Annotated in this window: 21 protein-coding genes; 18 read left to right on the top strand and 3 right to left on the bottom strand. The window is 62.5% G+C overall.

All coding sequences use genetic code 11. The features are described 5' to 3' along the window. The first annotated feature begins 1 nt into the window (after nucleotide 1). The 12 genes from mltG (at nucleotide 2) to OPU96_RS16385 (ending at nucleotide 11,389) form a co-directional block, all read left to right on the top strand. On the top strand, nucleotides 2-1,102 hold the full coding sequence (gene mltG, locus OPU96_RS16440; RefSeq protein WP_192300680.1) for an endolytic transglycosylase MltG: 1,101 nt from the start codon (nucleotides 2-4) through the stop codon (nucleotides 1,100-1,102). Nucleotides 1,103-1,121: 19 nt separating this feature from the next. Continuing rightward, complete coding sequence (gene tmk / locus OPU96_RS16435) at nucleotides 1,122-1,754, top strand: dTMP kinase (protein ID WP_192300681.1); 633 nt, start codon at nucleotides 1,122-1,124, stop codon at nucleotides 1,752-1,754. Then, a complete protein-coding gene (locus OPU96_RS16430; RefSeq protein ID WP_498559369.1) occupies nucleotides 1,747-2,736 on the top strand; it encodes a DNA polymerase III subunit delta' in 990 nt (329 codons plus the stop codon). The genes tmk and OPU96_RS16430 overlap by 8 nt, the downstream gene beginning before the upstream one ends. Before the next feature lie 63 nt (nucleotides 2,737-2,799). Beyond that, nucleotides 2,800-3,585, top strand: a complete 786-nt coding sequence (locus tag OPU96_RS16425; RefSeq protein WP_226457560.1) for a TatD family hydrolase — start codon at nucleotides 2,800-2,802, stop codon at nucleotides 3,583-3,585. Nucleotides 3,586-4,014: 429 nt separating this feature from the next. Then, nucleotides 4,015-4,668: a TetR/AcrR family transcriptional regulator gene (locus tag OPU96_RS16420; protein WP_192300684.1), complete on the top strand. Its 654-nt coding sequence runs from the start codon at nucleotides 4,015-4,017 to the stop codon at nucleotides 4,666-4,668. 115 nt (nucleotides 4,669-4,783) lie between these two features. Further along, a complete protein-coding gene (locus OPU96_RS16415) occupies nucleotides 4,784-5,752 on the top strand; it encodes a GTP 3',8-cyclase MoaA (protein ID WP_192300685.1) in 969 nt (322 codons plus the stop codon). Nucleotides 5,753-5,970: 218 nt separating this feature from the next. After that, on the top strand, nucleotides 5,971-6,576 hold the full coding sequence (locus tag OPU96_RS16410) for a DUF4823 domain-containing protein (protein ID WP_192300686.1): 606 nt from the start codon (nucleotides 5,971-5,973) through the stop codon (nucleotides 6,574-6,576). Between the two features lie 16 nt (nucleotides 6,577-6,592). Further along, the gene (locus OPU96_RS16405; protein ID WP_192300687.1) at nucleotides 6,593-7,153 is read left to right on the top strand and encodes a DUF1285 domain-containing protein; all 561 of its coding nucleotides are present in this window, start codon (nucleotides 6,593-6,595) and stop codon (nucleotides 7,151-7,153) included. 70 nt (nucleotides 7,154-7,223) lie between these two features. Next, nucleotides 7,224-7,937 (top strand): GntR family transcriptional regulator, encoded by a 714-nt coding sequence (locus tag OPU96_RS16400; RefSeq protein ID WP_305391388.1) that lies wholly within the window; start codon nucleotides 7,224-7,226, stop codon nucleotides 7,935-7,937. Beyond that, entirely contained in the window at nucleotides 7,934-8,935 is a 1,002-nt protein-coding gene (locus OPU96_RS16395; RefSeq protein ID WP_498559368.1) for an ADP-ribosylglycohydrolase family protein, read from the top strand. The genes OPU96_RS16400 and OPU96_RS16395 overlap by 4 nt, the downstream gene beginning before the upstream one ends. Before the next feature lie 89 nt (nucleotides 8,936-9,024). Then, the gene (locus tag OPU96_RS16390; protein WP_226457563.1) at nucleotides 9,025-10,491 is read left to right on the top strand and encodes a purine-cytosine permease family protein; all 1,467 of its coding nucleotides are present in this window, start codon (nucleotides 9,025-9,027) and stop codon (nucleotides 10,489-10,491) included. After that, nucleotides 10,484-11,389 (top strand): PfkB family carbohydrate kinase, encoded by a 906-nt coding sequence (locus OPU96_RS16385; protein ID WP_498559367.1) that lies wholly within the window; start codon nucleotides 10,484-10,486, stop codon nucleotides 11,387-11,389. Before OPU96_RS16390 ends, OPU96_RS16385 begins: the two co-directional genes overlap by 8 nt. 62 nt (nucleotides 11,390-11,451) lie before the next feature. Here OPU96_RS16385 and OPU96_RS16380 read toward each other — a convergent pair whose 3' ends face one another. Then, nucleotides 11,452-11,784, bottom strand: coding sequence for a hypothetical protein (locus OPU96_RS16380; protein WP_498559366.1), 333 nt, complete (start codon nucleotides 11,782-11,784; stop codon nucleotides 11,452-11,454). Nucleotides 11,785-11,818: 34 nt separating this feature from the next. After that, the gene (locus OPU96_RS16375) at nucleotides 11,819-13,021 is read right to left on the bottom strand and encodes an MFS transporter (protein ID WP_498559365.1); all 1,203 of its coding nucleotides are present in this window, start codon (nucleotides 13,019-13,021) and stop codon (nucleotides 11,819-11,821) included. A gap of 186 nt (nucleotides 13,022-13,207) precedes the next feature. Between OPU96_RS16375 and OPU96_RS16370 the strand changes: the two genes are divergently transcribed. The 6 genes from OPU96_RS16370 (at nucleotide 13,208) to OPU96_RS16345 (ending at nucleotide 19,166) form a co-directional block, all read left to right on the top strand. Next, the gene (locus OPU96_RS16370) at nucleotides 13,208-13,687 is read left to right on the top strand and encodes a GNAT family N-acetyltransferase (RefSeq protein WP_010208407.1); all 480 of its coding nucleotides are present in this window, start codon (nucleotides 13,208-13,210) and stop codon (nucleotides 13,685-13,687) included. Nucleotides 13,688-13,867: 180 nt separating this feature from the next. Next, nucleotides 13,868-14,689, top strand: a complete 822-nt coding sequence (locus OPU96_RS16365; protein WP_226457566.1) for an SDR family oxidoreductase — start codon at nucleotides 13,868-13,870, stop codon at nucleotides 14,687-14,689. A 32-nt stretch (nucleotides 14,690-14,721) separates the two neighbouring features. Further along, entirely contained in the window at nucleotides 14,722-15,702 is a 981-nt protein-coding gene (locus tag OPU96_RS16360) for a substrate-binding domain-containing protein (protein WP_192300694.1), read from the top strand. After that, nucleotides 15,699-17,198, top strand: coding sequence for an L-arabinose ABC transporter ATP-binding protein AraG (gene araG / locus OPU96_RS16355; protein ID WP_498559364.1), 1,500 nt, complete (start codon nucleotides 15,699-15,701; stop codon nucleotides 17,196-17,198). Before OPU96_RS16360 ends, araG begins: the two co-directional genes overlap by 4 nt. A 16-nt stretch (nucleotides 17,199-17,214) precedes the next feature. After that, on the top strand, nucleotides 17,215-18,180 hold the full coding sequence (gene araH / locus OPU96_RS16350; RefSeq protein ID WP_305391384.1) for an L-arabinose ABC transporter permease AraH: 966 nt from the start codon (nucleotides 17,215-17,217) through the stop codon (nucleotides 18,178-18,180). A 182-nt stretch (nucleotides 18,181-18,362) separates the two neighbouring features. Continuing rightward, nucleotides 18,363-19,166 (top strand): IclR family transcriptional regulator, encoded by an 804-nt coding sequence (locus OPU96_RS16345; RefSeq protein WP_498559363.1) that lies wholly within the window; start codon nucleotides 18,363-18,365, stop codon nucleotides 19,164-19,166. Here OPU96_RS16345 and OPU96_RS16340 read toward each other — a convergent pair whose 3' ends face one another. After that, entirely contained in the window at nucleotides 19,167-20,219 is a 1,053-nt protein-coding gene (locus OPU96_RS16340) for an NAD(P)-dependent alcohol dehydrogenase (protein WP_498559362.1), read from the bottom strand. Between the last annotated feature and the right edge of the window lie 148 nt (nucleotides 20,220-20,367).

Below are 20,367 nucleotides of genomic sequence, written 5' to 3'. Positions count from 1 at the left end.
GTTGATACGAAAACTGGTTGTACTGCTGCTGGTTGGTCTGTTCTCGGCGGCTTTGCTGTTGGGCTATGGCGCCTGGAAATACGACGCTGCCCTCAAGCAGCCCCTGAACCTGACCCAGGAGCAGCTGCTCGACGTACCGGCCGGGGCGACGCCTACCGGCACCTTCAATCGCCTCGAAGCCGACGGCGTGCTCGACGGCGCCTTCTGGCTGCGTCTTTACTGGCGTTTCAATCTCGACGGCCAGCCCCTGCACAGCGGCGAATACCGCATGACCCCCGGCATGACCGCACAAGGTTTGATCGGCCTGTGGCAGCGTGGCGAAGTGGTGCAATACAGCCTGACTCTGGTGGAGGGCTGGAACTTCCGCCAAGTACGCTCGGCCCTGGCCAAGCATGAAAAGATCGTGCAAACCCTGTCAGGCCTCACCGATAGCGAAGTGATGGACAAGCTTGGCCACCCCGGCGTGTTTCCGGAAGGGCGCTTCTTCCCCGACACCTACCGTTTCGTACGCGGCATGACCGACGTCGAGTTCCTGAAAAAAGCCTACAACCGCTTGGACGATGTCCTCGCCCAGGAGTGGAGCAAGCGGGCTGCCGATGTGCCGTATACCGAGCCCTACCAGGCGCTGATCATGGCTTCGCTGGTGGAGAAGGAGACCGGCGTGCCGGAAGAGCGCGGCCAGATTGCCGGGGTGTTTGTGCGCCGGATGAAGATCGGCATGCTGCTGCAGACCGACCCGACGGTGATCTATGGCCTGGGTGAGCGCTACAACGGCAAGTTGACCCGTGCCCATCTCAAGGAAGCCAACCCCTACAACACCTACATGATTGCCGGCCTGCCGCCGACGCCCATCGCCATGGTCGGCCGCGAAGCGATCCATGCCGCGCTGAACCCGGTGCCGGGCAGCAGCCTGTATTTTGTCGCCCGTGGCGATGGCAGCCATATTTTCTCCGATGACCTGGATGCGCATAATGCCGCCGTGCGCGAGTTCCAACTCAAGCGCCGCGCCGATTACCGCTCCAGCCCGGCGCCTGCGGCAAAGCCGGCAGAAGACGCAACACCACCGGCCGATGCGCCTGCCGAACCGCAAAGCCCGCAATGACTCTGACTAAGGACTGCCCGTGACTGGCTTGTTTATTACCCTGGAAGGCCCTGAAGGCGCCGGCAAAAGCACCAACCGCGATTACCTGGCCGAGCGCTTGCGCGCTGATGGCGTCGAGGTGGTGTTGACCCGTGAGCCCGGTGGCACGCCGCTGGCCGAGCGCATCCGCGAAGTGCTGCTGGCCCCGGGTGACGAGCCGATGAATCCGGATACCGAACTGCTGCTGGTGTTCGCTGCCCGCGCCCAGCATCTGGCTGAAGTGATCCGCCCGGCGCTGGCCCGTGGTGCCGTCGTGATCTGCGACCGCTTCACCGATTCCACCTACGCCTACCAGGGCGGCGGCCGCGGTTTGTCCCTGGCGCGCATCGCCACCTTGGAAACCTTCGTGCAAGGCGATCTGCGTCCCGACCTGACCCTGGTATTCGACCTGCCGGTGGAAGTCGGCCTGGCCCGCGCCAGTGCCCGTGGTCGCCTGGATCGCTTCGAGCTGGAAGGCCGTGCATTCTTCGACGCGGTGCGCAGCGCGTTTCTCGCGCGTGCCAAGGCCGAGCCTGCACGCTACTACCTGCTGGACGCTGCCCAACCCTTGGCCCAGGTGCAGCACGCCATCGATGCCTTGCTGCCCACGTTGCTGGAGCGCGCCCGTGGCTGAAGCCTACCCGTGGCAGGCCAGCCTCTGGCAACAGTTGGCCGGCCGTGCCCAGCACGCCCACGCTTACCTGTTGCACGGGCCGATTGGCATCGGCAAGCGCCCGCTTGCCGAGCGTCTGATGGCCAGCCTGTTGTGCCAGCGCCCGGTCAATCTGGAGGCGTGTGGCGAGTGCAAATCCTGCCTGTTGCTCAAGGCCGGCAGCCATCCGGATAACTACCTGCTGGAACCTGAAGAAGCCGACAAGGCGATCAAGGTCGATCAGGTGCGCGATCTCGTCAGCTTCGTGGTGCAGACCGCGCAGATGGGCGGGCGCAAAGTCGTGTTGATCGAGCCGGTGGAGGCGATGAACATCAATGCCGCCAACGCCCTGCTCAAGAGCCTGGAAGAGCCGTCCGGCGATACGGTGTTGCTGCTGGTGAGCCACCAGTCCAGTCGTTTGCTGCCGACTATCCGCAGCCGTTGTGTACAGCAGGCCTGCCCGTTGCCGAGCGAGGCCATGAGCCTCGAGTGGCTGGCCCAGGCGTTGCCGGAGTGCAGCGCAGAAGAGCGTGGCGAATTGCTGACCCTGGCCGCCGGTTCGCCGCTGGCTGCGGTGAAATTGCAGGCCCAAGGCGTGCGTGAACAACGTGCGCTGGTGGTAGATGGGGTGAAGAAACTGCTCAAGCAGGAACTGTCCGCCACCCAGTTGGCCGAGACGGCCTGGAAGGATATTCCGCTGTTGCTGCTGTTCGACTGGTTTTGCGACTGGTCGAGCCTGATCCTGCGCTACCAGTTGACCCAGGACGAAAACGGCCTGGGCCTGCCGGACATGCGCAAAGTCGTGCAGTACCTCGCGCAGAAAAGCGCCCAGGACAAGGTGCTCAACATTCAGGACTGGATTCTTGCCCAGCGCCAGAAGGTGCTCGGCAAAGCCAACCTCAACCGCGTGCTGTTGCTCGAAGCGCTGCTGGTGCAGTGGGTCGGTTTGCTCGGCCGCCGTTAATTTCCGTGGCCGACGGGTGTATCGTCGGCCAGACACTCTCTGTGATTTAAGTCGTAACTACCTATGCTCGTAGATTCCCATTGCCACCTAGATCGCCTTGACCTCGCCCAGCACGGCGGCTCCCTTGACGCCGCCCTCGAAGCCGCGCGCCAGCGTGGGGTAGGGCACTTCCTGTGCATCGGCGTCAGCGCCGACAATGCTGCCGACGTCAAAGCCCTGGCCGAGCGTTATGCGGATGTGGACTGCTCGGTGGGGATCCACCCGCTGGACCTCAAGCCCGGCGAAGCCCCGGCCCTCGACTGGTTGCTGGGCGAACTCAATCACCCGCGTGTGGTGGCGATCGGCGAAACCGGTCTGGATTACCACTACGAACCCGAGGCTGCCGAATTGCAGCAGGCCTCCTTCCGCCTGCACTTGCAGGCCGCCCAGCAGACCGGCAAGCCGGTGATCGTCCACACCCGTGGCGCCCGCGCCGACACCCTGGCCCTGCTGCGCGAAGCCGCGTTGCCCCAGGCCGGTGTGCTGCATTGCTTCACCGAAGACTGGGACATGGCCAAGGCGGCCCTGGACCTGGGTTTCTACATTTCCCTGTCGGGTATCGTCACCTTCCGCAACGCCGACGCCCTGCGCGATGTGGCGCGCCAAGTGCCGGCCGATCGCCTGCTGGTGGAGACCGACTCGCCGTACCTGGCGCCCATCCCCCATCGCGGCAAGCCGAACCTGCCGGAGTACGTGCGGGATGTGGCGGATTACCTGGCGATGTTGCGCGGCGAGTCCTACGAGCGTTTTGCCGAGCAGACCACGCAGAACTTCAAGCGCCTGTTCCCGTTGGCCCACGTCAAATCGTAGGCAAAAAAAACCCGGGTTCTGGGGGGTGAATCCGGGTTAAGACCATTAGGAGTAAAACAGGGCACGCAGTCCGTCGGTACCCAGGGTCGGCGCGTCACTTGGGGGAGATGTCACGCCGACAGTTCAAGTATTGATCAGTATCTGATTCAGTCCAGTCGTGACTGGTCGATTTTTAAACAGATTTGGAATACACGCGCTTCGCTTGAGTTCTCATCACGCGGGTGCACAGGCGCAGTTTGTGCGTATTATTTCTGACTGAGAGCGGTGAAAACGTTGGCGCGCTGAAACTAAAGTGCATGACGGGTTCACATAGGCGTTGCCCAACGACCGTTCAGTCGGGATAATCCCTCGCACCGGGTAAATCGTATCGCCGCGTCTGCGTGGCCCTGCGCAACCCTCCCCATAGTCACCTCTGCAGACCTCTTCCTCATGCACAAAGAACCCCGTAAGGTCCGTGAGTTTCGCCGCCGTGAGCAGGAAATTCTCGACACCGCGCTCAAGCTGTTCCTCGAACAAGGTGAAGACAGCGTCACCGTCGAGATGATCGCGGATGCCGTGGGTATCGGCAAAGGCACGATCTACAAGCACTTCAAGTCCAAGGCCGAGATCTACCTGCGCCTGATGCTCGATTACGAGCGCGACTTGAACGAGCTGCTGCATTCGGCCGATGTGGACAAGGACAAGGAAGCCCTGTCCCGCGCCTACTTCGAGTTCCGCATGCGCGACCCGCAGCGTTATCGCCTGTTCGACCGCCTGGAAGAAAAGGTGGTCAAGGGCCATCAGGTGCCGGAAATGGTCGAGGAGCTGCACAAGATCCGCGCCTCGAACTTCGAACGCCTGACCCTGTTGATCAAGGGCCGCATCAGCGAAGGCAAGCTTGAAGACGTACCGCCGTATTTCCACTACTGCGCCGCCTGGGCGTTGGTGCATGGTGCCGTGGCGCTGTACCACTCGCCATTCTGGAGCAATGTGTTGGAAGATCAGGAAGGTTTCTTCCAGTTCCTGATGGACATCGGCGTGCGCATGGGCAACAAGCGCAAGCACAGCACCGAACTGCCGCCCGCTGAAACGCCCGCCAGCTAATGATTTGCTGCCACGCGTAGTACCCCAGGAATATACTCAGGCAAGGACTCTTGCTAAAAGCTGATTTTTAAGTCAGCTTTTAGCGCGCCCGAATCATCCTCTGCCGGAGTGATCCATGATCGTTGATCGTCAAGGCAGGCGTTTTCGCAATTTGCGGATCAGCCTGACCTCAGCCTGCAATTATGCGTGTACCTACTGCGTGCCCAATGGCAAGCGGTTGGTGGCTGCCCAGGACGAACTCTCGGCCGAGGCCATGGCGCGGGGTGTCGAGTACCTGATCGAAGCGGCGGGCATCGAGCGCCTGCGCATCACCGGCGGTGAGCCGCTGGTCAGTCCCAAACTGGAAGCCTTCATGGGCGCGGTGGGGCAGTTGGGCCTGAGTGACATCAGCCTGACCACCAACGGCCAACTGCTGGCGCGCAAACTGCCGTTGCTGGTGGAGGCCGGGATCAAGCGCATCAACGTCTCCCTCGACACCCTGGACGCCGCCGCCTTCCGCAGCATCGCCCGTGGCGGCGACCTGGCCAGCGTGCTCGACGGTATGGACCAGGCCCGCGCCGCCGGGATCAAGATCAAGGTCAACATGGTGCCGTTGCGCGGCCAGAACCTGGATCAGGTGATGCCACTGCTCGACTACTGCCTGGAGCGTGGTTACGAGCTGCGTTTTATCGAGTTGATGCGCATGGGCCACCTGGCCAAGGATTCCAATGCATTCCTGCAGCAATTCGTCAGCCTGCAACAGCTGCTCAGCCTGATCGGCGAACAATACGAATACCTGCAAGCCAACGCTCCGGTGGACGCCACCGCTGTGCGTTATGAAATCCCCGGCAAGGGCTACTTCGGCGTGATCGCCAACGAAAGCGTGCCGTTCTGCCGCACGTGTTCGCGGCTGCGCCTGTCGTCCACGGGTTGGTTGCATGGCTGTCTGTCGTCGAGCAACCGTCACTATGTCGGCGACCTGCTGGACAAACCGCGCCATCAGGCGCTGCCGGCGCTGCAAGGGCTGTTGATGAAGGCCTTGGGCGATAAGCAGGAAGTGGCGTTCTCGGGCGGTGCGACGATCATGAAAATTATTGGCGGCTGACCCGATATTCTTCCGCCACATTCCCCTGTGGGAGCGGGCTTGCTCGCGAATGCGGTGTATCAGAAACAGATGTGCTGACTGACACACCGCATTCGCGAGCAAGCCCGCTCCCACACAAGCCCGCTCCCACATTTGATTTGTGTCGTCTGTGAATGGCGCGGATTCTGCATCTCACGCCCATTCGCCGGTTTTCCGTCACCGGCTTCTGGAGGATTAGGATGCGTAGTCTGGTTTTGTTGCTGGCGTCGTTGGCGCTGAGTGGTTGCATGACCGTCAGCGATATGGCCGAAGGCACTCGCTATCAGATGAGTGACGCCGGGTTGCTCGACCACAGCGACACCCGCCGTACCAACTCGATCCGCCTGCAACCGGACTCCTTTGTCTTTATCGCTCAAGGCGCATTTGTGCCGCCGGGCAGTGCCTACCCGCGTCCCAACGTGGTGGCCGAAGAAGCCTTCAACGGGTTCGTCGAATACTTCCCCATGGTCCGTCGCGCCCGTCAGCCGGAAGGTCTCGAGCAGGCAATGACTGAAGCGCGCGGCGCGGGGGCCCACTACCTGCTGTATTGCCGTTTCGCGGCAGCCGATGACCGCATCGGCAACGCCGATGAATGGGCCGACCAGGAAGCCCTCGATCGCGTCGGCCTCGACAGCGGTGTGATCCAGGTGATGTTGATCGAGACCAGCACCCAGTATTTGATTGATACTGTGCGGATTCGCAGCCGTGGCGGTTTACTGACGTTCCACGACAACCGACCCCAGGATCTGATCGCCCGCCCCCTGGCGCAGTACGCCCGCAGCCTGCTGGGCATGAGCGATCAATAAGACACAGGAGCAGCCCATGACCGATTCCGCCAAGGCCAATGATCTGTTGGCCCAACTGCCCAAGGGCAAGGGACCGGCGCCAGTGCACCTATGGAACCCGGAGTTCTGCGGCCATATCGACATGCGCATCGCCCGCGACGGCACCTGGTTCTACCAAGGCACGCCGATCGGGCGTAAGCCGATGGTCAAGCTGTTCTCCAATATCATCCGCCGCGATGGCGATGAGTACTTTCTGATCACTCCCGTGGAAAAAGTCGGCATCCGCGTCGATGATGCGCCGTTCGTTGCGCTGACGCTTGACGTCGAAGGGCAGGGCGAAAGCCAGGTGCTGCGCTTTACCACCAATGTCGACGAGCAGATCGATGCCGGCCTCGAGCACCCGCTGCGGGTGGTCATTGACCCAGTCACCCAGGAACCGTCACCCTATCTGCGGGTGCGCACCAACCTCGAAGCCCTCGTGCATCGCAATGTGTTCTACCAATTGGTCGAACTGGCGGTCAGCCGTCCGATCAACGGTCAGAACTGGCTGGGCGTCTGGAGTGGCGGGGAATTCTTCAGGATTGGCCTGGAACCCTGAGGCTGGCTTTTTCATCCTCCTAAAATAATTCGCTTGCTGACAGCGGGCGCTTTCGGATATGAATTTGTACATGATTAGACATGTTCGATTTGATAAGAAAAAACGCGTCGTCGACGAGCTCATCCGCCGTATCGAGGGTGGGGTGATGGCCGACGGTTTCCTGCTCCCGGGTGAGCATCAACTGGCCGAAGAGTTCGCCGTCAGCCGGGGCACCCTGCGCGAGGCGCTGGCCGAGCTCAAGCGACGTCATTACATTGCGACCCAGAGCGGCGTCGGCTCCATCGTTACCTTTGACGGCATGATGCTCGACCAGCGCAGCGGCTGGGCACAAGCCCTGGCGGACACCGGGGCGCAGGTGAGCACCGACGTCCTGCGGTTCGAGGCCGTGAGCCGCCCGGACCTGTTCAGCCGCTTCGGCACCGAGCAATTCATTGCTCTCGACCGCCGCCGGCGCACGTCAGACGGTACCGCCGTGTCCCTGGAACGTTCGCTGATGCCGGCTTCCGGTGGCCTTGAGAGCCTGCCGGAAGTCGGTCTGATCGAGAACTCCCTGACCATCACCCTGGCAGCCTACGGCTTTGTCGGCGCCGAAGGTGACCAATGGATCGGCGCCGAGCCCCTCAGTGACAGCGACGCCGAGCTGCTTGGTCGCCCCAGCGGCAGCGTGTTTCTCAAGGCGTCGCGCACCACCTACGACCGTCGCGAGCGCTTTATGGAATACGTTGAAAGCTTGCTCGACCCGCTGCACTTTCGCCTGCATCTGCAATTTGGAAACCCGAAATGACCCCGCTCAACCGCGCGCTCGGCGCCTTCTACGGCCTGGCCTTGGGCGATGCCCTGGGCATGCCCACCCAGTCCCTGAGCCGCGAACAGGTGCGCGCACGCTTCGGTGCGATCACCACCCTGGAAGATGCCGACGCCAACCAGCCCATCGCACCGAACATGCCCGCCGGTTCCATCACCGATGACACCGAGCAGGCGATTCTGATCGGCGAGCTGCTGGTCGAAGGCCGAGGCACCATCGAGCCCACCGTGCTGGCCAAGCGCTTGATCGCGTGGGAAGCGCGGATGCGCGCCAAGGGTTCCCAGGACTTGCTCGGCCCATCGACCAAACGTGCGATCGACATGATCCTCGCCGGTCACACCCCGCAGGAGTCCGGGCGTTATGGCACCACCAACGGTGCCGCGATGCGCATCACTCCGGTCGGTATCGCCGCTGATGTCAGCGATCCGATGCGGTTTATCCAGGCTGTGATCCAGGCGTGCCAGGTCACCCACAACACCAGCCTGGGCATCTCCAGCGCGGCGGCGGTGGCGGCGGTGGTCTCGGCCGGGATCAACGGCGTGGATTTGGGCGAAGCACTGAACATCGGCACCCAGATCGCCCAGCAGGCGCAAAGCCATGGTCACTGGATTGCCGGAGGACGCATGTCCACCCGCATCAGTTGGGCGCGCACCCTGAGTGTCGGCAGTGGCGACAAAGCGCTGTTTGCCGATTTGCTCTACGAATTGATCGGCACCTCCGTCGCATCCCAGGAGTCGGTGGTGGTCTCGTTCGCCCTCGCGCAGCAAGTGGCGGTGGGCGACATGAGCGCGTTTGAAGCCTTGTGCCTGGCTGCCAGCCTGGGCGGCGACACCGATACCATCGCCGCGATTCTCGGCGCCATGCTGGGTGCCTGCCTGGGCATGCAGTGCTGGCCACAGGCGATGGTCGAGCAGGTCAAGCGGGTCAATGGTCTGGACTTGCAGCCACTGGTCCAGGCACTACTCGCCATGCGCTGACTGGCACAGATCCACCCGCTCCCACAGTTGATCGACTGCATGGAACACTTGCCACAACCACAACAAGACAGGCACCAGGAGCATCCTTCATGAGCAGCACCCCTAGCGGCCAAAGCGCCGGGCAATTGGAAACACGTGGCATCGAACCGGTTCCGGAAGGCGAGTGCAACGGCCATCCGCTGCAACTGTTCTGGGTCTGGTTCGCCGCCAATATCAGCATCCTCGGCCTGCCGCTGGGGGCGACGCTGGTGGCGTTTCGCGGCCTGGCCATCTGGCAGGCAATCATCGTCGCGATCCTCGGCGCGGCCGGTTCGTTCGCGGTGGTGGGCATCATCTCCATCGCCGGTCGACGTGGCCGTGCGCCGAGCCTGACCTTGTCCCGGGCGATCTTCGGTGTGCGCGGCAACATCGGCCCGACGCTGGTCTCGCTGATGTCGCGCCTGGGCTGGGAAACCGTGAACACCACCACAGCCGCGTTCGTGCTGCTGTCGTTGTGCTCGATCCTGTTCGGCTCGCCGGTCGAGGCGAAAAGCGCACCGGTTCTGACGCTAGTATTCATCGCCATCTTCGTGCTGCTGACCCTGTCGGTATCCGGCCTCGGTCACGCCACCTTGCTGGTGATCCAGAAGTGGGCGACCTACGTGTTCGGCGCCCTGAATATCCTGGTGGGCGGCTTCCTCTGCGCCACCATCGACTGGAGCGCGGTGTTCAACGCTACGCCGGCGCCGCTGAGCGCGATGATCATCGGCGTCGGCACCATGGCCGCCGGCACGGGTATCGGCTGGGCCAATGCCGGCGCCGACATGTCGCGCTACCAGCACCGCAGCGTCAAGGCCGTGCGCCTGGTGGCCTCGGCCGCGTTTGGCGCGGGCATCCCGCTGGTGCTGCTGATCACCCTCGGCGGCCTGCTCTCGGTGGGCAACAACGACCTGGCCTCGGCCACCGACCCGATCATCGCGATCCGCGACATGTTGCCGACCTGGATGGCCGTGCCGTACCTGATCACCGCGTTCGGCGGGCTGCTGCTGTCGAACAACCTGTCGGTGTACTCGGCGGGCCTCACCACCTTGACCCTCGGCTTGAAGGTCAAGCGCGTGCACGCAGTGATCGTCGACATCGTGGCGATCTTCGCCGGCTCGATCTACTTCATGCTGATCGCCGACAGCTTCTACGGCCCGTTCATCACCTTCATTTCGCTGTTGGCGGTACCGATCACCGCGTGGGTCGGGATCTTCGTGGTCGACCTGATCCACCGTCACCACTACAGCGCCAATGACCTGCTGGACGTCAGCCCGAGCAGTGCCTATTGGTACCGCGGCGGCGTGGAATGGCGCGCGTTTGGTGCCTGGGCCGTGGCGATCGTACTGGGTTTCAGCTTTACCACCATCGGCACCACCGCCGAAAACATCTGGTTCGCCGGGCCTTTGTCCGACTCCTGGCTGGGCCACAACGGCCTGGGCTGGATCGTCACCTTCCTGGTGGCCGGCGGGATTTATGCCGTACTGGGCGGCGCATCCGACCGTCGCCCGGCGTTAGTCGAGCGTCGTCATGTCTAGATTGCTGCACACCGGCCAGGTCATTGTCGATCTGGTCATGGCCCTGGAAACCTTGCCCGCGACTGGCGGTGACGTGTTGGCACAATCTGCCAGTTTCGAAGCCGGCGGTGGTTTCAATGTGATGGCGGCGGCACGGCGCAACGGCTTGCCGGTGGTGTATCTGGGGCGCCACGGCAACGGGCGCTTTGGTGACTTGGCCCGCGCGGCGATGCAGGCCGAAGGTGTCGAGATGGCCCAGGCCGCCAGCCCCGATAAAGACACGGGCTTGTGTGTGTCCCTGACCGAGGCGACGACCGAGCGCACGTTCATTTCCCATCTTGGTGCCGAGGGCGAGTTGACGGCCGAGGATTTGGCGCGGGTTGTCCCGCAGGCGGACGATTATGTCTATGTCAGCGGTTACAGCCTGTTGCTCGAAGGCAAGGCCCAGGCGTTGCTCGATTGGCTGTTGGCGCTGCCGCGTGAGATCACCGTGGTGTTCGATCCGGGCCCGCTGGTCAAGGCGCCGGAGTCGGCGCTGATGGCAGCGTTGCTGCCGCGTATCGACATCTGGACCAGCAATGGTCCGGAGGTGTTGGCATTTACTGGTGCGGCTACGTTGGCGCAGGCCTTGAACGCCTTGCAACGGCATCTGCCCGAGGGCGCATTGCGGGTGGTGCGCGATGGCCCGAATGGCTGCTGGGTGAATGCCGAACATGTGCCGGGCTTCAAGGTGACGGCGGTGGACAGCAACGGAGCGGGCGATGCCCATGCTGGGGTGTTTATCGCAGGCTTGGCCAATGGCCTCGCACCCGCCCAGGCGGCGCGCCGTGCGAACGCTGCGGCAGCCTTGGCCGTGACACGCTGGGGCCCGGCCACTTCTCCTGGCACCGCCGAGGTCGACGCGCTATTGGCGCGCTGAACCGCGGCAAGAATGTGGCAGGAGGCAAGCCCCCTGCCACATTGGGTTTCGGAACATGTCTTCTACGGCGCAGGCTGTTTCGGCGCGCCCGGCAGGTTGGAGCCATCGCCTTTGTTGATCGTCGGCTCGTTCACCGAGGGGCCCATCTTGCCATTGCCCACCGCAGTTGGCGCCTGGCGTTCCGCGTCGTGCCCCTTGGTGTGCGGGTCGGCGCCGTTGGAGTTTTCGATCACCGCCCCATTGTTGATTTGCAGCCCCGTGCCCATGGATTTCTGGGACTCGGTGGTCGCGTCAGGGGTGCTCGTGCCGGTGGACGAGGTGGCCGCAAAACCGCTCAGCGAAACCGACGACAACAGGCCTGCAAAGGCGAGGGCAGCCAACTTGGAATGCTTCATGAGGGAATCTCCATAGAGTTATTGTCCTTACCCTCTATTGGTCCGCCCGCAAGGCTGGTTGGTGCCTCGATGGCGACGAACGGCGCAGTACCAGCCGAACAACGCTGATCAGCCAATTGAGCGCCGCCACCGCCGTCACACTCAACAACAGCGTGGGCATGCCGTGTTCGACGATAATCTTGCCCGCCAGCAACGGAAACCCGAACACCCCGACAAAGTACGCCAGGCTGAACAACAGCAACGCCTGGGAGGTGCTGCCCGGCGGTGCTTCGTTCGCCACCAACCCGTTGATCACCGAATACGTCAGGCCGTAACCCACCCCCAACGTAATCGCCGCCAACAGGTAACTGAAACTGCCTGACACACCGAAGCCAAACATCAACACCGACACCAGCATCAACCCCGACAGCACACACGCCGCGCGGTACGCATCCCGCTTGACCACGAAGCCGGCGATCAACAACCGGCTGCTGATCGCGGCGCTGAGAAAACCCGCAAAAAACAGCGAATAGTCCAGCGAGTGCGCCGCTGCGTAGCTGGTCTGGAACGACGACAACCCGCCAAACACACAACCGCCCAGGCCGACCATGACAATCGCGAATGCGGCTTTGGACGACAGCACCTGACGCGTGGCGCGCCAGGAGATTTTGGCCACCGCAGCCTCTTGCCCGAGATGGGCCCCCAGGCGCCAGAACATCAGCACACCGATCAGGCTGGCGCATGCAGCGATCAGAAATGCGCTGGTCAGCGCCAGCCCCAGGGCGTTGGCCGCCCGCCCCAGCAACGGCCCGGCGCCGATGCCGCTCATCATGCTGCCCGACAGCAACGCAAAATATTTGGCCCGTTGTTGCGGCGCCACCAACATCGCCACGATGATCGGCCCCAAGGTGTAGAACACCCCCCAGCCCAGTCCCAGGGCCAGCCCGAACACCATCAGGCTTTCGCCAACGCCCGGCGTCAGCGCAAAGCCCAGGCATGCCACTACCAACAGCAGGCCCATACCGGCAATCGCGCGCGCCGCACCCAGGGCGTCGGACAGATGCCCCGAGACCATCACCGCGACAAAGGTGCTGAGCATCGCCATGGAAATCACACTGCCCGCATCGTGCTCATCGCCGCCGCGTGTATGCATCAGCAGCGACAGCAAAAAGGTCGAGCCGTAAGACAACGACAGCAGAAAACTGGCGAGACAGAACAGGGCGAACAGCTTGTTGCTCACCGGGGGTGTGGAGTGCATGGGGGGCGGCCTGGAAGTCGTTGGAGTTATGCCGGTTTTTTTACCATGGTGGCATTGGTCGATTGTTGTGCGGTTGCTGGTGCCAGCGTTAGCTGCCGACGGAGTAACGGCAGCGATGAAAATGCACTGCAATCAGTCATGAATCCCCCTTAGTATGTGTGCTTTGAAATTGCCCAAGGCTCGACCATGACCATCGAGATTCGCCCCGCGGTGCCCAGCGATGCTGCGCAGATCCTGACTTTCATCACCGAACTGGCCGAGTACGAAAAGGCCCGGCATGAAGTGATCGCCAGTGTCGTGGACATCGAGCGCAGCCTGTTCAGCGAGGGCGCCACCGCCCATGGCCTGATCTGTTTGCGCGACGGCTTGCCGATTGGTTTCGCGGTGTTCTTTTTCAGCTACTCCACGTGGCTGGGCAGCAACTGCCTGTACCTCGAAGACCTCTACATCAACCCGGAACAACGCGGCGGCGGTGCGGGCAAGAAGTTGCTGCGCCACCTGGCGAAGATCGCCTTTGACAACGGTTGCGGGCGCTTCGAATGGAGCGTGCTGGACTGGAACGAGCCGGCGATCGCCTTCTACAAATCCATCGGCGCGCAGCCTCAGGAAGAGTGGGTGCGCTACCGCATGGAAGGCGATGCGTTGCGCGACTTTGCCTTGGGCTGAGATCACTTTTTAGAAAGCACTGAAGTTCAAATGTGGGAGCTCCGACATAAGCCGGCTCCCACTTTTTTTGCGCGACTGCTCATTATGTGGGATGCAAATTTATATATTGAGATATTTCAAAAGATAGGTTTATAGTCGGCGGCATCAGCACTCACTACCAAAAATAAAACAGGTGAAGCGATGCAGGCACAACCGTTGTCCCTCCCCGCCGTGCCCGAGCCAACCTACGGCGAGCGGCTCAAAGACAAGGTGGTGATCATCACCGGCGCCGCCCAAGGCATCGGCGAGGCCATCGTCGCGTGCTTCCAGGCCCAGCAGGCGCGCCTGGTCATCGCCGACATCCAGGCTGAAAAAGTCCAAGCCGTTGCCGCCCACTGGCGCGAACGCGGCGCTGCAATCCACGCCCAACCCGTCGACATCACCTCAAAAGAGCAATGGCAAGCGCTGGTCAACCTGGCCATCGAGCGTTTTGGCCGTGTGGACGTGCTGGTCAACTGCGCCGGGGTCAACGTGTTCCGCGACCCGCTGCAAATGAGCGACGAAGACTGGCGCCGCTGCTTCGCCATCGACCTCGACGGCGCCTGGTTCGGCTGCCGTGCGGTGCTGCCGCATATGATCGAGCAGGGCATCGGCAACATCATCAATATCGCCTCCACCCATTCCAGCCACATCATCCCCGGCTGCTTTCCCTATCCCGTGGCCAAGCACGGCCTGCTTGGCCTGACCCGCGCCCTTGGCATCGAATACGCGGCCAAGGGCATCCGCGTGAATGCCATCGCGCCGGGCTATATCGAGACTCAGCTCAACGTCGACTACTGGAACGGTTTCCCCGACCCCCACGCCGAGCGCCAGCGCGCCTTCGACCTGCACCCGCCCAAGCGCATCGGCCAGCCGGTGGAAGTCGCGATGACCGCGCTGTTTCTGGCGACCGACGAGGCGCCCTTTATCAATGCCACCTGCCTGATGATCGATGGCGGGCGGTCTGTGATGTACCACGACTAAAGCGTTCTCCAATAACAAGAAGGAGGTGGTTCATGTTGAAGAAGACACTCGGCACCCTGGCGCTCGCCGTCGCGTTCAGCGGCGTTGTTTCGGCTGAAGAAGTGAAGATCGGCTTTCTGGTCAAGCAGGCTGAAGAACCGTGGTTCCAGACCGAATGGGCCTTCGCCGAAAAAGCCGGCAAGGACCATGGGTTTACCGTGATCAAGATCGCCGTGCCCGATGGCGAGAAAACCCTTTCGGCCATCGACAGCCTCGCGGCCAATGGCGCCAAGGGCTTTGTGATCTGCCCGCCGGATGTGTCCCTCGGCCCAGCGATCGTGGCCAAGGCCAAGGCCAATGGCTTGAAAGTCATGGCGGTGGATGATCGTTTCGTCGATGCCAAGGGCAACTTCATGGAGGACGTGCCGTACCTGGGCATGGCCGCTTTCGAAGTCGGCCAGAAACAGGGTGCGGCCATGGCTGGCGAAGCGAAAAAGCGCGGTTGGGACTGGAAGGACACCTACGCGGTGATCAACACCTATAACGAACTCGACACTGGTAAAAAACGCACCGACGGCTCGATCAAATCCCTGGAAGAAGCCGGCCTTCCCAAGGACCACATCCTCACCGCCGCCCTGAAAACCCTCGACGTGCCGGGCAGTATGGACGCCACCAACTCGGCCCTGGTCAAGCTGCCCAGTGGCGCGAAAAACCTGATCATCGGCGGCATGAACGACAACACCGTGCTTGGCGGCGTGCGCGCCACCGAAAGCGCCGGCTTCAAGGCGGCCAACGTGATCGGCATCGGTATCAATGGCACCGACGCCATCGGCGAGCTGAAAAAGCCTGACAGTGGTTTCTTCGGTTCGATGCTGCCGAGCCCGCATATCGAGGGCTACAACACGGCGCTGGCGATGTATGAGTGGGTCACCACCGGCAAGGAACCGGCGAAGTACACGGCGATGGACGAAGTGACGCTGATCACCCGCGAAAATTTCCAGGCAGAACTGACCAAAATCGGTCTGTGGAAATGAGCGGCGCGGCCCTGCGTTTCAACGGCATCGGCAAGGAGTTTCCCGGGGTCAAGGCCTTGACGCAGATCAGCTTTGAAGCGCGACCGCACGCGGTACACGCGCTGATGGGCGAGAACGGCGCGGGCAAGTCGACGCTGCTGAAAATCCTTGGCGGCGCCTACATCCCAAGCAGCGGCACAGTGCAGATCGGCGCGCAGACCATGGCCTTCAAATGCGCCGCCGACAGCATCGCCAACGGCGTGGCGGTGATCCACCAGGAGCTGCACCTGGTGCCGGAAATGACCGTCGCCGAAAACCTGTTCCTCGGGCATTTGCCGTCGCGGTTCGGCGTGGTCAATCGGGGCCTGCTGCGCCAGCAGGCCCTCGCTTGCCTCAAGGGCCTGGCGGATGAAATCGACCCGACCGAAAAGCTCGGCCGCCTGTCCCTGGGCCAGCGCCAACTGGTGGAAATCGCCAAGGCGCTGTCCCGTGGCGCGCATGTGATCGCGTTTGACGAACCCACCAGCAGCCTGTCGGCGCGGGAGATCGACCGCTTGATGGCGATCATCACGCGCCTGCGCGACGAGGGCAAAGTGGTGCTCTACGTGTCGCACCGCATGGAAGAAGTGTTCCGCATCTGCAACGCGGTGACGGTGTTCAAGGACGGCCGCTTCGTGCGCACCTTCGACGACATGAGCGCGCTGACCCATGACCAGTTGGTGACGTGCATGGTCGGGCGCGACATCCAGGACATCTACGATTACCGCCCGCGTGACCACGGCGAAGTGGCGTTGAAGGTCGACGGTTTACAAGGCCCCGGCTTGCGTGAACCGATCAGCTTTGACGTGCGCAAGGGCGAGATTCTCGGGCTGTTCGGCCTGGTCGGGGCAGGGCGCACCGAACTGTTGCGCCTGCTCAGCGGTTTAGAGCGCACCAGCGCCGGTCGCCTGGAGCTGTGCGGCGCGCCGCTGCAACTGCGCTCACCGCGCGATGCCATCGCCGCCGGGGTGCTGCTGTGCCCGGAAGACCGCAAAAAGGAAGGCATCATCCCGCTGTCCAGCGTCGCCGAGAACATCAACATCAGCGCCCGTGGCGCCCATTCGGCGTTCGGCTGGTTGTTGCGTGACGGCTGGGAAAAGGGCAACGCCGAGCACCAGATCAAGGCGATGAAGGTCAAGACGCCGAATGCCGAGCAGAAGATCATGTACCTCTCCGGCGGCAACCAACAGAAGGCCATTCTCGGCCGCTGGCTGTCGATGCCGATGAAGGTGCTGCTGCTTGACGAACCCACCCGCGGCATCGATATCGGCGCCAAGGCCGAGATCTACCAGATCATCCATACCCTGGCGGCAAGCGGGATTGCGGTGATCGTGGTGTCCAGCGATTTGATGGAAGTGATGGGCATCAGCGACCGCATCCTGGTGATGAGTGAAGGCGCCTTGACCGGCGAATTGACCCGCGCCGAAGCGGACGAAGCACGGCTGTTGCAACTGGCTCTCCCGCGTTCGCGGGCTTGATGAATTCGAGGTGAGTATGTCCGAGGTAAAAACTGCAAAGGGCTTCTGGCCGGGTTTCAACCAGCGCAAGTTCCTCGATGACTGGGTGATGTTGCTCGCGGCGCTGGGCATCTTTGTGCTCAGTGCGTTGTTTATCGACAACTTCCTTTCGCCGCTGAACATGCGCGGGCTGGGCCTGGCGGTTTCTACGGTGGGCATCGCCGCCTGCACCATGTTGTTCTGCCTGGCGTCGGGGCATTTCGACCTGTCGGTGGGCTCGGTAATCGCCTGCGCCGGCGTGGTGGCCGGCATCGTGATCCGCGACACCGACAGCGTGGTGCTCGGCGTGTCGGCCGCGTTGGCGATGGGCCTGGTGGTGGGGCTGATCAACGGCATCGTGATTGCCAAGCTGCGCATCAATGCGTTGATTGCGACGCTGGCGACCATGCAGATCGTGCGCGGCCTGGCCTACATCTTCTCCAATGGCAAGGCGGTGGGGGTGATGGATGAACGTTTCTTCGTGTTCGGCAACGGCCAACTGCTGGGTGTGCCGGTGCCGATCATCATCACCGTGCTGTGTTTTGTGTTCTTTGGCTGGCTGCTCAACTACACCACCTACGGGCGCAATACCATGGCCATTGGCGGCAACCAGGAAGCGGCGCTGCTGGCCGGGGTGAATGTGGATCGCACCAAGATCATCATCTTTGCCGTACACGGCTTGGTGGGTGCGTTGGCCGGGGTGATCCTCGCCTCGCGCATGACCTCGGGCCAACCGATGATTGGCCAGGGCTTCGAGCTGACGGTGATTTCGGCGTGCGTGCTGGGTGGGGTGTCGTTGAGCGGCGGGATCGGCATGATCCGGCATGTGATCGCCGGGGTGTTGATCCTGGCGATCATCGAGAATGCGATGAACCTGAAGAACATCGATACCTTTTACCAGTATGTGATTCGGGGCTCGATCTTGTTGTTGGCGGTGATCATCGATCGCATGAAACAACGCTAAGCCATGCCATGTGAGGACTAAATGTGGGAGCGGGCTTGCTCGCGAATGCGGTGGGCCAGCTAGCTCATCAGGTGACTGACACACCGCATTCGCGAGCAAGCCCGCTCCCACATTTTGATCTTCGCTGTGCTCAGGTTCAGCTTTTGCCATAATGCCCGCGCTTTCACACTTATAGGCCCGATATGCAGGAAAACGCCCACACCCCCGTCAAAGAAGCCGCCCCCACCGGCACCCAGACCCTGCTCCGTGGCCTGGGCGTGGTACAAGCGGTGGCGGCCGGTGCGCGGGATCTCAAAGAGATCGCCAAACGCATCGGCACCACCCGCAGCACCACCCACCGCCTGGCCAGTTGCCTGGTGGAGGAGCGCTACCTGCGCGTGGTGCCGCAAGTCGGTTACCTGCTGGGGCCCAAATTGATCGAGCTGGGTTTCCAGGCGCGTGAAGAGCTGCCGTTGGTGACGTTGGCGGTGCCGTACCTGGACGAATTGTCGGCGTTGACCGGGGACACCATCCACCTGGCCATCCGCGAGTACGACGACGTGCTCTACCTGCACAAGAACCCCGGCCGCAATGGCCCGGAAATGCGCTCGCGGGTCGGCCACCGCATGCCGCTGGCGCGTACGGGCATCGGCAAGGCATTGCTGTTGGATGATTCGGTCGAAGAGTGGCAGCGCCTGTACGACGTCAGCTTGCCGGCTGCAGGGAAAAGCCCGCAGTGGCCGCAGCACCCGGAGCAGTCCTGGGCCCAGTTCGAGCAGCGCATGCGTGAATACGTGGTGGGCGGTTATGCGTTCGACCTGGAAGACAACGAACCGTCGATCCGTTGTGTCGCGGCACCTGTGCGCGATGCCAGCCGGCGGATTATCGCCGGCATCAGCATCGCCAGTACCGTGCCCTACATGCCGCTGGAGAAAATGGCCGAGCTGATCCCTGTGATCAAACAGGTCGCAGCGCGGCTGTCAGCGGAGTTGGGCGCGAAGGCCTGATCAGGCCTTGAGGGTCGCCATGTCGATGACAAAGCGGTACTTCACATCGCCGGCGATCATGCGGCTGTAGGCTTCGTTGATGTTGCGGATGTCGAGCATTTCGATGTCGCAGCTGATGCCGTGTTCGGCGCAGAAATCCAGGACTTCCTGGGTTTCGGCAATGCCACCGATCAGCGAACCGGCCAGCACCTTGCGGCCCAGGATCAGCTTGGCGGCGTTGACCGGCGGGTCGACCGGCTCGATCAGGCCGACCAGGATGTGCACGCCGTCAAAGCGCAGCACGTCGAGGTAGGGGTTGAGGTCGTGCTGCACCGGGATGGTGTCCAGCAGGAAATCGAACTGCCCGGCAGCAGCTTGCATCTGCGCAGCGTCGGTGGACACGATCACGTGGTCGGCGCCCTGACGACGGCCTTCCTCGGCCTTGCTCGCCGAGCGGGTGAACAAGGTCACTTCGGCGCCGATCGCCTTTGCCAGCTTGATGCCCATGTGGCCGAGGCCGCCCATGCCCAATACGCCGACCTTGTCGCCAGCCTTGATGCCGTAGTGCTTGATCGGCGAGTACATGGTCACGCCGGCGCAGAGGATCGGCGCGGCGCTGGCCAGGTCGAGCCTGGCCGGGATCTTCACCACGAAGTGTTCGCTGACCACGATGCTGTCGGAGTAGCCACCCATGGTGTTGCTGCCGTCGACGCGGTCCGGGGTGGCGTAGGTCATGGTCGGGCCTTCGAGGCAGTATTGCTCCAGGTCCGACTTGCACGCGTCGCAGTGACGGCACGAGTCGACCATGCAGCCCACGCCGACCAGATCGCCGACTTTGTGCGCGGTGACGTTGGCGCCAACGGCGGTGACTTTGCCGACGATCTCGTGGCCGGGCATCAGCGGGTACACGGCGATGCCCCACTCGTTGCGTGCCTGGTGGATGTCGGAGTGGCACACGCCGCAGTACAGGATCTCGATGGCCACATCATCGACGCGCGGGCTGCGGCGCTGGAAGGACATGGGGGCGAGGGGAGTGGTGGCCGACTGGGCGGCATAACCGATGGCGGTGTACATGGGAAAAACCTCGCAAAAAGCAATGACAGGTGAGGCGGCGCATTCTCCGCGCCGGGCCTTGCAGCGGCCATGGCGATTGCTCCGAGTCTCATGCCTATTCGTCCGGAGGTGCCCCGGGTTTGGGTTTTTGTGTCGCCGGACCTGCGAT

This window comes from Pseudomonas sp. RP-B7 (assembly GCF_059803535.1).
The sequence above is the reverse complement of the archived record's forward strand: the minus strand, read 5'-3'. Positions and strand labels throughout refer to the sequence as shown.

Excerpts from the sequence above, each read along its gene's own strand:
- OPU96_RS16425 (WP_226457560.1), top strand. The coding sequence starts at position 2,800 with ATGCTCGTAGATTCCCATTGCCACCTAGATCGCCTTGACCTCGCCCAG.
- OPU96_RS16420 (WP_192300684.1), top strand. The coding sequence starts at position 4,015 with ATGCACAAAGAACCCCGTAAGGTCCGTGAGTTTCGCCGCCGTGAGCAG.
- OPU96_RS16415 (WP_192300685.1), top strand. The coding sequence starts at position 4,784 with ATGATCGTTGATCGTCAAGGCAGGCGTTTTCGCAATTTGCGGATCAGC.
- OPU96_RS16410 (WP_192300686.1), top strand. The coding sequence starts at position 5,971 with ATGCGTAGTCTGGTTTTGTTGCTGGCGTCGTTGGCGCTGAGTGGTTGC.
- OPU96_RS16405 (WP_192300687.1), top strand. The coding sequence starts at position 6,593 with ATGACCGATTCCGCCAAGGCCAATGATCTGTTGGCCCAACTGCCCAAG.
- OPU96_RS16400 (WP_305391388.1), top strand. The coding sequence starts at position 7,224 with ATGATTAGACATGTTCGATTTGATAAGAAAAAACGCGTCGTCGACGAG.
- OPU96_RS16395 (WP_498559368.1), top strand. The coding sequence starts at position 7,934 with ATGACCCCGCTCAACCGCGCGCTCGGCGCCTTCTACGGCCTGGCCTTG.
- OPU96_RS16390 (WP_226457563.1), top strand. The coding sequence starts at position 9,025 with ATGAGCAGCACCCCTAGCGGCCAAAGCGCCGGGCAATTGGAAACACGT.
- OPU96_RS16385 (WP_498559367.1), top strand. The coding sequence starts at position 10,484 with ATGTCTAGATTGCTGCACACCGGCCAGGTCATTGTCGATCTGGTCATG.
- OPU96_RS16380 (WP_498559366.1), bottom strand. The coding sequence starts at position 11,784 with ATGAAGCATTCCAAGTTGGCTGCCCTCGCCTTTGCAGGCCTGTTGTCG.
- OPU96_RS16375 (WP_498559365.1), bottom strand. The coding sequence starts at position 13,021 with ATGCACTCCACACCCCCGGTGAGCAACAAGCTGTTCGCCCTGTTCTGT.
- OPU96_RS16370 (WP_010208407.1), top strand. The coding sequence starts at position 13,208 with ATGACCATCGAGATTCGCCCCGCGGTGCCCAGCGATGCTGCGCAGATC.
- OPU96_RS16365 (WP_226457566.1), top strand. The coding sequence starts at position 13,868 with ATGCAGGCACAACCGTTGTCCCTCCCCGCCGTGCCCGAGCCAACCTAC.
- OPU96_RS16360 (WP_192300694.1), top strand. The coding sequence starts at position 14,722 with ATGTTGAAGAAGACACTCGGCACCCTGGCGCTCGCCGTCGCGTTCAGC.
- araG (WP_498559364.1), top strand. The coding sequence starts at position 15,699 with ATGAGCGGCGCGGCCCTGCGTTTCAACGGCATCGGCAAGGAGTTTCCC.
- araH (WP_305391384.1), top strand. The coding sequence starts at position 17,215 with ATGTCCGAGGTAAAAACTGCAAAGGGCTTCTGGCCGGGTTTCAACCAG.
- OPU96_RS16345 (WP_498559363.1), top strand. The coding sequence starts at position 18,363 with ATGCAGGAAAACGCCCACACCCCCGTCAAAGAAGCCGCCCCCACCGGC.
- OPU96_RS16340 (WP_498559362.1), bottom strand. The coding sequence starts at position 20,219 with ATGTACACCGCCATCGGTTATGCCGCCCAGTCGGCCACCACTCCCCTC.